Source organism: Pseudochelatococcus lubricantis, assembly GCF_011762225.1.
Classification (GTDB): Bacteria; Pseudomonadota; Alphaproteobacteria; order Rhizobiales; family Beijerinckiaceae; genus Pseudochelatococcus; species Pseudochelatococcus lubricantis.
In genome coordinates this window covers 579,156-593,921 of record NZ_JAASQI010000002.1, presented here as the reverse complement: position 1 = coordinate 593,921, position 14,766 = coordinate 579,156, and the positions used below count along the sequence as shown (strand labels likewise).

Below are 14,766 nucleotides of genomic sequence, written 5' to 3'. Positions count from 1 at the left end.
GGGCTCCTTCTCGCCGATGGCCGTCAGCGCGGCGCGAGACCGGCGTCACTGTGGCGTCTCACGACCGTTAAAAATGCAGCGATGCGCAATTTCACGCCGGCTGATCATCCGGCGGGGGCAGCCCGATCAGGGCAAGTGCACGGGTGGCCCGGGCGCGCCCGCCGGCGGGCAGCGCCCTTGCGATCATCGGCCAGATGGTCGCCGGCTGGAGGCCGGGCGTCGCCCCGCCGGAGCCGGAGAGCAAGTCTCGCGCCTCGTCGCAGCGGCCCGTCTCCGCCAGCACGAGCGCCAGAACCATCAACGCCCACGCTTCGCCCCGCTTGACCGCCAGCGCCTCGCGCGCGCCGCGCTCGGCCTCCTCCAGGCGATTCATGAAGTAGCAGCTGGCCGCTCTCGCGGTCAGGAACATCGGCAGCAAGGGATCGCGGGGGGATAGCCTCAGCGCCATGTCCACGGCCTCCAGCGCCAGGGCCGGCTCGCCGGCGGCATGATGGGAGAGCGCGAGACAATAATGCACGTGGGCGTAGGACGGATGGCGGTCGCGCGCGCGGCTCAGCAGGTCGAACCCGCCGCCGATATCCCCGGCAAGAACGCGAAGCCGCCCGAGCATCACCAGGACGAAAGGCGACGACGGATCAAGCTCGAACGCCCGGCTGGCGTGGGCGATACCACGGGTCACGCCGGCCTGGGTATCCAGCTCCATCAGCAGCGCGATGCGCAGAACAGCCGCATAGGCGAGCCCCGCATGGGGCAAGGCAAATTCCGGTGCCAGCGCGCTGGCACGGGAAAAGCAGGCCTCCGCACGGGCGATATCGCCTGCTTCGAAGTGATAGGCATGCCACATCCCGCGATGGAACAGTTCCCAGGCGCCGAGATCGGCCGGCGGCCCGCTCGCCGCGCGCTCCCGTTCGGCCAGCCGGATTTCCGCGTCGAGGCCGGTCGTGAGTTCCGCCACGATCCGATCCCGCAGGACGAAGAAATCGTCCATCACCCCTTCGTGGCGCACCGCCCACAGGTGGCGGCCGGACACCTCGTCCACCAGCCCGGCGGAAAGACTGACCTTGCCGGCACCAACCCTCAGGGTGCCGGTCACGACGTAGCGCACCCCGAGATCGCGTGCCGCCTCGGCGGGTAGCGTGAACCGCAGGCTCGACGGGCGCGCGATCACCAGAAAGTCGCGGTGGCGGGTCAGTTCCGTGGTGATGTCGTCGGCGATGCCTTCAGCGAGAAAGCGCTGATCCGGATCGCCCTCGTCATGGACGAAAGGCAGGACGGCGACGGACAGCCGAAACTCCCATGCTGGCCTTGCCGCTCCCGAAGGCCGCGCCGCCGGCACCGGCGCGGCGCTCCCGCCGCGCGGGGCAGACGATGACGGGATGCTTCCGTCACCCGACAGCTCCCTCGCCAGCGCCAGCGTCCCCTCCGAGGGCGTGACGCCCAGCTCCACCTTCAGGATCTCGCAACATGCGCGAAACTGGGTGAGCGCCGCCGCGCGATCGCCGGCGGCGGCATGGAGCCGCATGAGGAGCCGGTGACTGCGCTCGCGGCAGGGGTCGAGGGTGAGCAGCAGCGATGCGGCCGCCAGCGCCTCAGCCTTTTCTCCTCGCTCCGACGCGGCCTGGCTGGCGAGCGCAAGCGCACGCTGCGCCAGCGTGCGGTGGCGCGCCCGTTCAAAAACCAGCCAGTCGTGTATCTCCGACCCCGGTGCTTCTATCCCGTCGAGGAAGGGCGACGACAGGGCCATAGCCGTGTCGACATCCACCGGCGCAAGCGCCGCCTCGGCGAGCTGGGCGATATCGGTGGGCAGGTGCGCAAGCGCCACGACGTCGCCATCCGTCGAGACACCGATACCGATCGCCCGCAGCCGGGACAAGGCGTTGCGCAGGCTGCCGCGCGCCTGTTCCTCGCCCCGGTCCGGCCAGAGCTGCTCGGCTATCTGCCCGCGCCGGCGACCGCGCGTCGTCGATGTCGCCAGATAGCCCGCGAGTAGCGCAAGCTTTTCGGTCAGCGGCACGCTCTCATCCGCGGCCGTGCGAATGCGCGCGTTTCCCAAAAGCAGCAACACCGGCATCGTCGATCCGCTGTCGTCACGGGCGTTTTGCATGGTTCCCACCCCGGGTTTCCTCCCCGCTCACCATACCGACGAGCGGCCCTCCGCGAGAACCCGGTCGTGCGGTGGAAGGTCACGGTTGAGTCTCACTGCGAACACCGCGACTGCAGACCCGGATGCGGGCGGAAGAGCGGGCGATCATGCGAAAGCGGATGTCAGCATTTCCATAGGCTGCCAGCCGTGTGTCGGCTTGCGGTGTTCGATACCGAACGCAAACCAGCAGCCGCCACCTCCCGGCCCCTGATCGAAACGACGATCTATTCTGTTACCCGACAAGGCACAGAACAGAAGCGTGCCGACGCCGCCATGCCCGACGAACAGCACATCGCCGTCCGTGCCGCCCCTCAGGCAGGTATCGACCTCATCAACAATCCGCTTTTGCGCGTCTTCGGCGGTTTCCCATCCGCGAACACTTCGGGACGGGTTCGCAAAGAACTCGTCTGCCACTTTCTCGAACTCGTGAGGCGGCAGGAAGCCGGTTGCGCTACGATCGTTCTCGTGCATCCGGGGGCGCACCTCCACCTCGACTCCCAAAGCCCGAGCCAGGGGGCAGGCTGTTTCCAGCGCCTTGGTTTCATCGCTGCTGATCACGCGCCTCGTTTCCGAAAGCAAGCCCGGGCGCGATGCCAAGGCCGAGACACGGGCACGTCCAACGTCGCTCAGGGACCAGCTGGGAACCTCCCTGGCGGGATCGATCAAGACCTGCGGATGGGTAAGGTACCGGGCAATTCGAGACATGGCTGACCACCGACGAACGATACCGGCTGCCGAGACATTCCAAGGCAGTCGGCCGAGGGCCGCTTTATCCTGAAACACCCCCCTTCGCAACGCTATTCCATACCTCGCCCATAGAGGCCGCTGCGGGAAGCTGAGCAACGGGAATGCTTGGATTTCCTGCTCAACGACAGCGCCATGCCGCAGGCGACGTGATGCGCATGGGGAGACGACCGCGCCGAAACCATGGTCCGGCATTCAAGGCAAAAGCCGCCGGCGAGGACCCGTCCCGGATGGGCTCAATCCGTCAGCGGCACGCGGCGCACACAGCGAAAGCCGACATGGCTCGTGGACGTGTCAACGGGTTCGGCATGGCGGGCGGCAGGCCGGTAACGGCGGCAATAATTGGGCGCACATAGATGCGAGCCGCCCTTCAGCACCTTGCGAGGAATGAGGATTTGCGGCTGGGCGGGATCGTAGCTCGCTTCTTCCGGCCCGCCGCGCGGATTGACCGGTACGCAGCAGGCCTTCGGCGCGTCCTCCGGATGGTGCGTCGACCAGAAATCCGCCGTCCATTCCCAGACATTGCCGATCATATCGTGGAGCCCGTAACCGTTTGGCGGAAACGTCTTCACCGGCGAGGTGCGTTCGTAGCCGTCGAGCGCGAGGTTCTCGAACGGGAACTGTCCCTGCCATGTATTGGCCATCTGCCGGCCGCCGGGACAGAGTTCAGCGCCCCATGCGAACTCGGCGTCATCGAGCCCGCCGCGCGCGGCGTATTCCCATTCGGCCTCGGTCGCGAGTTCCTTACCCGCCCACGCGGCATAGGCGACAGCGTCATGATAGGCGACGTGCACAACCGGATGATCGTCCAACCCCTTGATGGAACTGCCCGGCCCATACGGCCGGCGCCAGTTGGCGCGGAAACGGAACTGCCACCATTGGCTCCAGTCGCGCAGGTCGACCGGATGATCGGGCGGGCTGAACACCAGCGAGCCCGCCTTCAGCATTTCGGGCAGCGCGCCGGGATAATCTTTTGGGTCCGGAGCTTTCTCGGCGAAGGTGACATGGCCTGTCGCCTCGACGAAAGCGCGGAACTGGCGATTGGTGACCGGCGTCACGTCGATGAAAAATCCCTCGACGGTGACCCGGTGCGTGGGCTTCTCCTCCGCGTAATGATCGTCAGACCCCATGCGGAAGGTGCCGCCAGCGATCCAGGCCATCTCGCCGAGCAGAGCCGGATCGGCTGGCGCGTTGCGATTGCGCGGCTTCGCGAGAGGCTTTCTCATGCGCGACGGCTCCTCGTCCCTTATCGCCCGGTCGCCAGCGGCAGCGCCACCGTGACGATGCCGGCGGTGCCCTCCATGCGGTTCCTGGTGTTGAACTCGCGGAACACCTTGAGGCGCGTTGAGACCGGAACTTCGCCAACCGTGAAGTTGTAGCCGACCGAGCCGCCCACCGCCGTCACCCGCCCCTTGTAGGAACCAAGCCGCGCGCCGCGCCCACCATCACCCGTCAACTGCTCGTAGTGATAGCCGACGACGCCGATGGAAAAATCCTTGCTCAGAAACTGGGTGACGGCCCACTCGATATGGAATTCGGTGCCGGTGCGATAGTCGGTCTTGGGGTTTTCGCCATTGAAAGTGAACCCCGCCGCGACCGAAAGATCGAGCCCCTTTTCGGGATCGAGCCACGTCACCGCAGCCGAAATGTCGCCAGCCCAGCGATGAAAGGCGAGGTTGGCCAGTTGCCCGTCGCGGTAATCGCCCACGGGCACGTTCAGCATGCCGGCGATGTTCCAGTGGAACTTGCCGGCATGCCAGCCGAGCGAGGCCGTCGCCACCGGGTCGCCGAACACAGTCGCCTTATCCCGCAGCGAGCGATAGGCGTCGATGCCCAGACGGGGCGCATCGACATCAAGCCCGGCCGTCACGCCGGTCCGCCCGAAAGGCAGGATGGCGCCGATCGCGACGTTTCCGCCAAGCACTTCATGGGGCAGGACCCAGGTACCGCTCAGCAGGTTGGTGCGGGCCTGGGCCTTGACGTCGGACACCACGCGCCCGCCAGCGGGAAACGATTTGCCGGCACTCAGGTCGCCGTCATAGAAATAGAAATCGTTCTGGACGTAGAAGCCCGGAGGAGGCAGGAAACCCGCCATCGGCCCCCGGCTGCCGAGCAGATACATGCCCACCCCGTTTTCCGCCGCGCGAACGGGGGCCGGGCCGCAAACGGCGAACAGGGCGGCCGCACCGATGCACGGCACGGCAATACGCGACAGCCTCACCTTGATTCTGCGATATCGGTCGTGCGGCACGTCATCCTCGCCCATGCGTATATCTCGCGGTTGTTACGGGATCGTAGCAGATTGATGCCTGAAATCAGGCCGATTACTCGAATGAAAAGACAGTCTTCCAGTCGTTCTTCATGTCCACGACCTGCCAGTCGCGCTTCCCCGCCTCGTCCAGCGCCTTGTCGAGCCTGCCGACGTGCGATGCACGATCGTAGGCCCACTCCCTTTCCGCATCGGTATGATGGACGATCAGGGCAAGGCGTTCCCCCTCCCCCAGCGTCGCCCATTGCAGCATCTGCAGGTCGCCGTCGGAGTTGCCAGCTGCGAAGATCGGCCGACGGCCGATGAAGCGGTTGATGCCGACAGGCTTGCCGGGACCGTCGTCCACGAACTCGACCTCCGGCAGCTTCTCGATCACGGGCTTGTCGCCGTCTATCCTGAATGCCGTCTTGCCGCTCGACCCGATGATCTGCTCCGGTGGAATACCGTAGACGTCCAGCATCCACGGGCGCATGAAGTCGATGCCGCCGCCGGATACGACATAGGTCTTGAAGCCGTTGGCGCGCAGATAGGCCAGCAGTTCGAGCATCGGCTGGAACACGAGATCGGTATATGGGCGGTCGAAGCGCGGATGCCGCGCGCTGGCCAGCCACGCGCGCACCTGCGCATCGAACGCCTCGACAGTCAGGCCGGCGTGGGTGAGCGCCAGGATCTGCGCCAGCCCTTTTTCGCCGAGCACGGCGAGGTTTTCCGGATCGCCGGAAAGCACGCTTTTGTAAGGTTCTTTTTCCGCCAGTGCCGGATCGGCCTTTGCCTGCTCCCGTATGCGGTCGAGCGCGAATGCGAGCTGGAAGTAGAACGGCTGCTCGGACCACAGGGTGCCGTCGTTGTCGAACGTCGCAATCCGATCATCAGGAGCGACGAAGTGCGGGCTTCCCTCCTCCGTGACACGTTCGACGAAAGATACGATGGCGCTTTTGACCGCACCGGCATTCCACGATGGAAGCGGATCGGTCCCGGCCGCAGCGAGTTGCGGGGCGGTGGCGATGCCGAGCAAGAGCGTCGTCATGGCAAGACCGGACAACAACAGGCGGCGGGAAGGAAAAGCAAACCGGTCCGGCATGACGCCTCCCTCATAAAAGCTGCAGACACGAACAGGGCATATGACACGGCGGGGGCGCAGAAGCGCCGCCCGCCGCGACGGAGACGATCAGTTGGCCGTCTCGATCTGACGGTTCATCTGCTCGACGATCTGGTCGACATTGAACGAGGCCGCCCGCTGGCTCGGCGGGAAATCCTTGAACGTCGCGAAATACTGCTGCGCGGCGATCTGGGCGATGTTCAGGACATAGACCTGCGACAGCACCCAATCCCAATAGGTGTTGGAGGTGATATCCGCCCGCTCGAAGGGGTCGGCGCGAAGATCGAACAGCTTGGGAATACGCAGGTGCGTGAAAGGTTCGCTCCACACTTGCAGCGTTCCGGTGGCGCGCTGTTCGGCGAGCACGATCTTCCAGTTCTCGTAGCGCATGCCGACGAACTCGCCGTCGTCGTTGAAGTACAGGAACTCCTTGCGGGCGCCGCGTTCCTGCTCGCCGGTGAGGTAGGGAAGCTGGTTGTAGCCGTCCAGATGCACCTTGTAGGTCCGGCCATCCACATCCCAGCCCTTGCTCAGGCGGTCCTTCACCTCGGCGTCTCCGGCGGCAGCCAACAGCGTCGGGAACCAGTCGAGACCGGAGAATATCTCGTTCGATACTGATCCCGGCTCGATCTTGCCGGGCCAGCGGACGATGGCGGGCACGCGGAAGGCGCCTTCCCAGTTGGTGTTCTTCTCGCTGCGGAAGGGCGTGGTCGCGGCATCCGGCCACGAATTCAGGTGCGGGCCGTTGTCCGTCGTATAGATGACGATGGTGTTGTCGGCGACACCGAGATCGTCGAGCTTCTTCAGCAGTTGGCCGACGTGCCCATCGTGCTCGACCATGCCGTCGGCGTACTCCGTGCGCGCGGTCAGGCCGGGCTCGCTGCGCCGGTCATCGCGCACATGGGTGCGGAAGTGCATGCGCGTCGTATTCATCCAGGTGAAGAACGGCTTGCCGGCGGCGACCTGCCGCTCGATGAAGTCGGCGGCGGCGCTCGTGGTCTCGTCGTCGATGGTCTCCATGCGCTTCTTCGTCAGCGGGCCGGTATCCTCGATCTTGCCGCCGGCCGTCGCCCGGATGACGCCGCGCGGCCTGAACAGGTCGCGGAAGCGTTCATCGCGCGGATAGGTGCGCTGCTCGGGCTCCTCCTCCGCGTTCAGGTGGTAAAGATTGCCGTAAAACTCGTCGAAGCCGTGGTTCGTCGGCAGGAATTCGTCTTTGTCGCCGAGGTGGTTCTTGCCGAACTGGCCGGTGGCGTAGCCCAGCGGCTTCAACGCCTGGGCGATGGTGATATCCTTCGCCTGCAAGCCCACCGGGGCCCCGGGCACGCCGACCTTGGACAGTCCCGTGCGCAGCGTCGTCTGGCCGGTGATGAAGGTGGAGCGCCCCGCCGTGCAGCTCTGCTCGGCATAGTAATCCGTGAACTTCAGCCCTTCGGCGGCCAGCCGGTCGATGTTGGGTGTGCGATAGCCCACGAGGCCGAAAGTGTAGGTGCTGAGGTTTGATTGACCAATATCGTCGCCAAAAATGACGAGGATGTTCGGCCGAGGCGCCTGTTGCGGCTGCTGCGCTTGCGCAACGCCCCCGGCGCCGACGCTGATCATGGCTGCCGTCGCCAGCAAGTGGGTCAGCTTCACGGATTTCCTCCTTCGCGTACATATGTCGCAAACGGCGATAAGGCTGGACTATCGCTCCGGGCCCACGAGACTGGCCGGAACCGGATGGCATAATTGCATCTTCGCCCTTTTGACTCTGTCCGGAAACGGACAAACCGGAAAATTATTATGCCTTATTATCGCCATTGTTCGCATGTGGGCGGGAAAAGCAATACTCAGCCGTATCGCCTCGCCGCAATGGCACGACCATGTCCCTCTCACCGTCCGCCTTCTCGGGCGGACCAGCCGGAAAATCGCCTCATGACGCATGTATCAAGAGAACAGGCCGTGAGTATTCTCTCCACACGTGGCTGGCTTTCGATGCAGCCTGAAAAATTCAGGGCCGCGATCCTGAGTCAGGGCGTGCTGCAACATTTCGCGCCGGGCCATGTCATCTACAGGCTCGGGGATGCGCTCGGCGGCATCTACGGTCTGGTTTCGGGCACGGTGACCGTCAACATCGCCCCCTCCGATCACACACCGCAGCTGATCCATCTGGGTGCCATCGGCGCGTGGACCGGAGAGGGCTGCTTCCTCACCCGTCAGCCGCGACGGCTCGAACTGCGCGCGCTCGTCGAAACATCCATGATGCATGTCCCCCTCGACACCCTCGACCGGATGGCGGCGCAGGACGCCGAAGTCGTCCGGTATGTCGCGCAAAGCGTCATGATGGGCGTGGACGTCCTCGTGCGTGTCATTCATGATTTGCAGATTCCCGAGGCGGCGCGCCGCATCGCGGCGGTGCTGCAGCGCGCGACCTGGATCGGCGAGGTTCCCGTTCCGCTGACGCAGGCGGAAATCGGCGCGATGGCCAACGCCTCGCGAAAACAGGTGAACGCCGCCCTGCAACGTTTCGCCGCCGCGGGCTGGATCAGCAACACGTACCGTTCCATCACCATCATCGACGCGGAACGGTTGCGCCGTTTCGCAGCGCAGGGCGACGGCGGCTGAGAGCGCTGGAATCTATCCTGTTTCAACGTAAACAGGGCATATTCTAATGGACAAACTACCCTGACCGAAAGCCAACGCGAGCGAACCCATGAATGCTCCTGATGAGCCGCTGCCCTTGTCTTCATACTGCTTCGAGCTGGACGAGATGGAGCCCGACGACCGTTATGACGCCCTGTTCGACTTCTATGCGAGCGCCGCCGACGTCTTTGTTGCTCCGGAGAAGCGCCGGTTCTGCTCTCTGCGGGTGGAACACTGGACCCTCGGCAACATGATCGTCATGGACGGCAAATCCAGTGAGGTGAATATCGTCAGGCATCGTGGTCATATTGCAAGGGATGATCTCGACGACTGGATGCTTCGTGTGACGCGAAACGGGCAGATGGCGTCGCGAACGGATGAACAGCACTATGTTGCTTCCGACGGCACCCTCGTTTTCGATACCCTCGCGGAAGCGTTTGTCGACCACTGGTCACCCGCGGGCTGGGTCAGCGTCGTCATCCCCCGCGGCGAAATTCCGGAGCTGTGGCAATACTTCTCGCGTTACGGCAGCGGTCCCGTTCGTGCAGGCGCAGCCGACCTGCTGGCCGACTTCCTGATTTCGCTGGCCAATCGCCTCCCTCATGCCGACGAACGGGATCGCGACCGTTTTGCGCGCGCGCTTCACGGGATGATCGTCGCCTGCCTTCAGGTGGAAGCGGCGCCCGGCGACGTTCTGCGTGAGTTCGATCCAGCGCTCCTGCGCGATCAGGTGCGCCAGATCATTCGCTCGAATCTGTGGTCGGCGCGCCTGACCCCTGAACGGCTGTCTCAACTTTCCGGAGTGTCGCGGTCAGTCCTCTACGGCATCTTCGAGGAAAGCGGCGGCGTCGCGAAATACATTCAGACACTCCGGCTGAACAAAATATATGCCGATCTGACGGACCCGGGTCTCAACCATATCCCGATAGCCGAGCTGGCGGAAAAGCGCGGCTTCCACAATACATCCGCATTCAACCGCGCATTTCGACGGCAGTTCAACTGCTCGCCCGGAGACGTGCGCACGGCGACACGCATGGGCATCCGTATGGTGCAGCCCTCGCACCCGGAAGTCACAGGCTCCGAGAACGACATCTCCGCGCTGCTGGGCCGGGCCAGGGAGCCCCGCGGATAGCAGGCGGCCGGGCCTCATTTCGGCAGATCGCCCTTCTTGTTCCGTATGAGACTTTGCACAGCGTTCGGCAGCTTTGCACCAGCCGCCCGAGCACCTGTTCCGCAGGCGGGAATCGTCCTTAAACCGGCTACGGATGCCGCATTACAGTTGCTTACGCGGCGCAGAACCGGAGATTGAAACATGGGGTGCGATCGGCGTGTGCATTTGACCCCGATCAGGCGTAGCGGTCAGGCGCGACTGGTTCGACGGGGCGGGACAGGGGCTCCCGTCCGTCGAAGATGGGACAAGCCGAAAGGCGTGGCGCGAATTAATGAGACGCTTGGCCGTTTTCTGGCTAAGGTGCAGATAATACGAAAAGATACAACAATATTCGGGGGTAGGAATGGCGTCCAAAACAACAGGGAAAATGTCGTTACCGGCGCTGACAGCCATGGTTGTCGGTTCGATGGTCGGGGCCGGCATCTTCAACCTGCCCGGTCGTTTCGGCGTTGCGACGGGGCCTTTCGGCGCGATCATCGCCTGGATCGTCGCCGGAACGGGCATGTACATGCTGGCTCGTGTTTTCCAGTTTCTCGCTGAAAAGCGGCCGGACATCGACTCGGGTGTCTTCGCCTATGCCAAGTCCGGTTTCGGCGATTATGCGGGCTTTTTGTCGGCCTTCGGTTACTGGCTCGGCAGTTGCTTCGGCAACGTCTTCTACTGGGTCTTGATCGGCTCCACGCTCGGAAACTTCTTTCCCTACATCTTCGGCGACGGCAGCAGCCCGATCGCGATCCTCGTGTCGCTTGCCGGCATATGGACATTCCATTTCATGATCTTGCGGGGCGTCGAACAGGCGGCCTTCGTCAACACCGTCGTGACGATAGCGAAGATCGTGCCGATCATCGTCGCGATCCTCTTGATGATCTTCGCGTTCAACTACGCCCAGTTCTCCGAGAATTTCTTCGGTGGTGTCGGCATGCCCGAGAAGTCGCTGCTGTTGCAGGTGCGCGACACGATGCTGATCACGATCTTCGTCTTCCTCGGCATCGAGGGCGCGAGCGTCTACTCGCGCTTCGCCAAGACCCGCGCCGACGTCGGAACCGCGACGATTCTCGGCTTTGCCGCTGTCCTGGGCCTCATGGTGGCCGTCACGCTGCTGCCCTTTGGCGCAATGCCGCGCGCAACGCTCGCGGGCGTGGCGAATCCGTCGCTCGCCGGTGCTCTTGAGGTCATCGTCGGGCGATGGGGCGCGATCTTCGTCTCGGTCGGCGTGCTGATCTCGGTGCTCGGCGCCTACCTCGCCTGGTCGCTGATCTGCGCCGAAGTCCTGTTCGCCGCCGCGAAGTCCAAGGACATGCCCAGGCTCTTCGCGGCGCAGAACCCCAACCGCGTGCCCGCCAATGCGCTGTGGTTGACGAACATCGTCGTCTCGCTGTTCGTGATCTCGACCTATTGGTCTAGCGATGCGTTCAATTTCATGCTCAACATGACGAGCGTGACGGCGCTGCTGCCCTATCTGCTGGTGGCGGGATACGGCGTGCTGGTCGCCCGGCGCGGAGACGGCTACGAGGCCACGCCGCGAGAGCGCGGACGCGACCAGATATTCGCCTGGATCGCCGTCATCTATACGCTGTTCATGTTCGTGGCCGCTGGCCTGAAATACGTGCTGCTCGTGGCCGTGCTCTTCGTGCCCAGCACCATCCTCTATGTCTGGGCGCGGCGCGAGCAGAACGTGTCGCTGTTCACCCCTGTGGAACTCGTCATCTTCGGCGTCACGGTCACCGCGGGCCTCGTGGGCGCCTACGGCCTTCTCACCGGCACCATATCTCCCTGAACAGAATAAGAAATCGGAGCTTAGCTATGGAAACGAATTTCGGCGTTCATTCCGAGGTTGGCCAGCTGCGCAAGGTTCTGGTCTGCGCGCCCGGCCGCGCTCACCAGCGACTGACCCCCAGCAATTGCGACGCCTTGCTGTTCGACGACGTGTTGTGGGTCGATGTCGCCAAGCGAGACCATTTCGATTTCATCACCAAGATGCGGGATCGCGGTATCGAGGTAGTGGAAAAGCACAACCTGCTGACCGAGATCCTCGCGATTCCGGAAGCCAAGCAGTGGATCCTCGACAATCAGGTCGTGCCCAACCAGATCGGCCTCGGTTTCGTGGACGAGGTACGTTCCTATCTTGAGGGACTGCCGGATCGCCAGCTCGCGGAGACGCTGATCGGCGGCCTCTCGACCTACGAGTTTCCCGACACGATCGGCGGCGCCACGCTGGCACTGATCCGCGACGCGGCCGGCGTGAACGAATACCTGTTGCCGCCGCTGCCGAACACGATCTACACCCGCGACACCACCTGCTGGATCTATGGCGGCGTGACGTTGAACCCGCTCTTCTGGCCGGCACGGCATGAGGAAACCATTCTCACGACGGCGATCTACAAGTTCCATCCCGACTTCGCCGGCAAGGTGAAGGTCTGGTGGGGCGACCCGACCAGGGACTGGGGCCTCGCCACGCTTGAAGGCGGCGACGTGATGCCGATCGGCAAGGGCAACGTGCTGATCGGCATGAGCGAGCGCACCTCGCGTCAGGCGATCAGCCAGGCGGCGCAGGCGCTCTTCGAGCAAGGCGCGGCGGAGCGCGTCATCATCGCCGCGATGCCGAAGCTGCGCGCGGCCATGCATCTCGACACGGTGTTCACCTTCGCCGACCGTGACTGCGTGCTGATCTATCCCGACATCGTGAACAGCATCCAGTGCTTCTCCTACCGTCCGGATGGCAACGGCGGGCTTGAGCTTTCCCGCGACAAGGGGCTCATCGAGACCGTGCGCGAGGCGCTGGGCCTCAAGGAACTGCGTGTCGTCGAGACCGGCGGCAACGACTACATGCGCGAGCGCACCCAGTGGGACTCGGGCGCAAACCTCGTCTGCGCCTCCCCGGGGGTCGTGTTCGCCTACGACCGCAACACCTACACCAACACGCTGCTGCGCCGCGCGGGGATCGAGGTCATCACCATCGATGGTTCCGAGCTTGGCCGTGGTCGTGGCGGCGGCCATTGCATGACCTGCCCGATTATCCGCGATCCCGTCGATTACTGAGCGGACAGGGCTCTTCGGAGCGCTTTCCGGTTTCGCTGAACTGGAAAGCGCGTCGGGAGCCATTGCTTATGAACCTCCCTGATTGCGGGACCTGTGCTTTCAGAGCGGGCGATTGATATGGACGAAAATATATCCGCCGTGCCGCGATCTCCAACTCTGTTCGAAGCGCTGGTCCCCGTAGCCGCGCTGGTCGTGCTTGTCGGCCTCTCCTTCTTCCTGTTCGGCGATGCGGGTGTGGAGGGGCCGAACCAGGTTGCGCTGACGCTCGCCGCGCTCGTCGCCGCGCTGATGGCGGTCGGGCGCGGCCATCGCTTGGAAGCGATGACCGAAGCGGCGACGGCCAGCGTCGCCAGCGGCATCGGCGCCATCTTCATCCTTTTCGCGGTCGGCGCGCTGATCGGGGCATGGGCCCTGAGCGGCACGCTGCTCGCGATGGTCTATTACGGATTGAAGCTGCTCGACCCCGGCTCTTTCTATGTCACCGCGACGGCGCTTGCCGCACTCATCTCGTTCTCGATAGGCAGCTCGTGGACGGTGGTCGGGACGATCGGTGTCGGGCTGATGGGCATTTCCGCCAACATGGGGCTCGATCCGGCGATCACGGCGGCGGCGATCATCTCCGGCGCCTATTTCGGCGACACGACGTCGCCGCTGTCGGATTCGGTCAATCTCGCCGCGGCTTCTGCCGGCGCCGGGCTCTACGAGCACATGCGGCACACGCTGCCGACATCGTTCGGGGCACTTGGCCTGTCGCTCGTCATCTTCTGGCTGCTCGGCACGCCGGGAACGGCCGACATCTCGGGCAAGCTCGCAGCGATCGAGGCTGTGACCCCGACGGGCTGGTACATGTTCCTGCCGCTCGCGCTGATCATCGTGCTCGCTCTGCTGAAGCTGCCGCCGTTCACGACGATCTTCGCCGGGGCGCTGGCCGGCGGCGTTCTGGCTGTCGTCATGTCGCCCGACCGGGTGCTTGCTTTCGCCGCAGCCGGTCCCGAGATTCCCGGCTGGCTTGCACTGGTCAAGGGCGTGTGGCTGGCGCTCGCCAGCGGCTACGTCTCCAGCTCCGGCGATGCGGCCATCGATGCGCTCGCCAGTCGCGGCGGCATGGAGAGCATGCTGCCAACCATCTGGCTCGTCGTGGTCGCCTTCGCCTTCGGCGGTGTCGTCGAAAAGACGGGGGTGCTCGATCGGATCGTGACGCCGATCGTCTCGCTTGCCAGCTCGCTCGGCAGCCTCGTCGCCGCCATGGTTGCTGCCGTGTTGGCCAGCAACATCATCACCGCCGACCAATATCTGTCGATCGTGCTGCCCGCGCGCATGTTCCGCCCGGAATTCGAGCGCCGGGGCCTCGCGCCGGTGTTGCTGTCGCGCGCGGTCGGAGCGGCCGCGACCCCGACGTCCGCGCTGGTGCCGTGGAACAGTTGCGGCGCCTACATGGCGGCGACGCTGGGTGTCGCGACGCTGAGCTATGCTCCATATGCGGTGTTCGGCATTGCCAGCCCGCTGCTCGCCATCCTTGTCGCCAGGTTTTCAATCGCGCAACGGACGGGGGAAGCTGCCTGACCCGTAAAGGGCGGCCGACATGCCGCGACGGTGCGGACGATGTCATTATTTAATGATACTTGAAAAACGCACATTGAACCAGGCTCACCTGCCAGCGGTCCGCATGGATACATTTA

At 64.2% G+C, this 14,766-nt stretch carries 11 protein-coding genes; 5 read left to right on the top strand and 6 right to left on the bottom strand.

What is annotated here, in order from left to right:
• Positions 1–91: 91 nt before the first annotated feature.
• The 6 genes from FHS82_RS06705 to FHS82_RS06680 all read right to left on the bottom strand — a co-directional run bounded on the left by FHS82_RS06705 (position 92) and on the right by FHS82_RS06680 (position 7,857).
• Entirely contained in the window at positions 92–2,104 is a 2,013-nt protein-coding gene (locus tag FHS82_RS06705) for a BTAD domain-containing putative transcriptional regulator (RefSeq protein WP_246225161.1), read from the bottom strand.
• Between the two features lie 144 nt (positions 2,105–2,248).
• Positions 2,249–2,848 carry a histidine phosphatase family protein gene (locus FHS82_RS06700; RefSeq protein WP_166950107.1) on the bottom strand — a complete coding sequence of 200 codons (600 nt, stop codon included), beginning with the start codon at positions 2,846–2,848 and terminating at the stop codon, positions 2,249–2,251.
• A 275-nt stretch (positions 2,849–3,123) separates the two neighbouring features.
• Positions 3,124–4,047: a formylglycine-generating enzyme family protein gene (locus FHS82_RS06695; protein ID WP_208394136.1), complete on the bottom strand. Its 924-nt coding sequence runs from the start codon at positions 4,045–4,047 to the stop codon at positions 3,124–3,126.
• Positions 4,048–4,133: 86 nt separating this feature from the next.
• Positions 4,134–5,153, bottom strand: coding sequence for a SphA family protein (locus tag FHS82_RS06690; RefSeq protein WP_166950103.1), 1,020 nt, complete (start codon positions 5,151–5,153; stop codon positions 4,134–4,136).
• A 58-nt stretch (positions 5,154–5,211) separates the two neighbouring features.
• A complete protein-coding gene (locus FHS82_RS06685) occupies positions 5,212–6,237 on the bottom strand; it encodes an HAD family hydrolase (protein ID WP_166950100.1) in 1,026 nt (341 codons plus the stop codon).
• A gap of 87 nt (positions 6,238–6,324) precedes the next feature.
• On the bottom strand, positions 6,325–7,857 hold the full coding sequence (locus FHS82_RS06680; RefSeq protein ID WP_166950294.1) for an arylsulfatase: 1,533 nt from the start codon (positions 7,855–7,857) through the stop codon (positions 6,325–6,327).
• 339 nt (positions 7,858–8,196) lie between these two features.
• Between FHS82_RS06680 and FHS82_RS06675 the strand changes: the two genes are divergently transcribed.
• From FHS82_RS06675 to FHS82_RS06655, 5 genes are all read left to right on the top strand, one after another.
• Entirely contained in the window at positions 8,197–8,859 is a 663-nt protein-coding gene (locus FHS82_RS06675) for a Crp/Fnr family transcriptional regulator (protein WP_343042517.1), read from the top strand.
• Between the two features lie 88 nt (positions 8,860–8,947).
• Complete coding sequence (locus FHS82_RS06670) at positions 8,948–10,009, top strand: helix-turn-helix domain-containing protein (protein ID WP_166950096.1); 1,062 nt, start codon at positions 8,948–8,950, stop codon at positions 10,007–10,009.
• A gap of 382 nt (positions 10,010–10,391) precedes the next feature.
• Positions 10,392–11,825, top strand: coding sequence for a basic amino acid/polyamine antiporter (locus FHS82_RS06665; protein WP_166950094.1), 1,434 nt, complete (start codon positions 10,392–10,394; stop codon positions 11,823–11,825).
• Positions 11,826–11,851: 26 nt separating this feature from the next.
• Positions 11,852–13,087 carry an arginine deiminase gene (locus FHS82_RS06660; protein ID WP_166950092.1) on the top strand — a complete coding sequence of 412 codons (1,236 nt, stop codon included), beginning with the start codon at positions 11,852–11,854 and terminating at the stop codon, positions 13,085–13,087.
• A 117-nt stretch (positions 13,088–13,204) separates the two neighbouring features.
• On the top strand, positions 13,205–14,650 hold the full coding sequence (locus FHS82_RS06655; RefSeq protein ID WP_166950090.1) for a Na+/H+ antiporter NhaC family protein: 1,446 nt from the start codon (positions 13,205–13,207) through the stop codon (positions 14,648–14,650).
• Positions 14,651–14,766 lie beyond the last annotated feature (116 nt).

Bases quoted from the DNA above. Each gene is read 5' to 3' on its own strand.
- FHS82_RS06705 (WP_246225161.1), bottom strand. From the start codon at position 2,104: ATGCAAAACGCCCGTGACGACAGCGGATCGACGATGCCGGTGTTGCTG.
- FHS82_RS06700 (WP_166950107.1), bottom strand. From the start codon at position 2,848: ATGTCTCGAATTGCCCGGTACCTTACCCATCCGCAGGTCTTGATCGAT.
- FHS82_RS06695 (WP_208394136.1), bottom strand. From the start codon at position 4,047: ATGGCCTGGATCGCTGGCGGCACCTTCCGCATGGGGTCTGACGATCAT.
- FHS82_RS06690 (WP_166950103.1), bottom strand. From the start codon at position 5,153: ATGGGCGAGGATGACGTGCCGCACGACCGATATCGCAGAATCAAGGTG.
- FHS82_RS06685 (WP_166950100.1), bottom strand. From the start codon at position 6,237: ATGCCGGACCGGTTTGCTTTTCCTTCCCGCCGCCTGTTGTTGTCCGGT.
- FHS82_RS06680 (WP_166950294.1), bottom strand. From the start codon at position 7,857: ATGATCAGCGTCGGCGCCGGGGGCGTTGCGCAAGCGCAGCAGCCGCAA.
- FHS82_RS06670 (WP_166950096.1), top strand. From the start codon at position 8,948: ATGAATGCTCCTGATGAGCCGCTGCCCTTGTCTTCATACTGCTTCGAG.
- FHS82_RS06665 (WP_166950094.1), top strand. From the start codon at position 10,392: ATGGCGTCCAAAACAACAGGGAAAATGTCGTTACCGGCGCTGACAGCC.
- FHS82_RS06660 (WP_166950092.1), top strand. From the start codon at position 11,852: ATGGAAACGAATTTCGGCGTTCATTCCGAGGTTGGCCAGCTGCGCAAG.
- FHS82_RS06655 (WP_166950090.1), top strand. From the start codon at position 13,205: ATGGACGAAAATATATCCGCCGTGCCGCGATCTCCAACTCTGTTCGAA.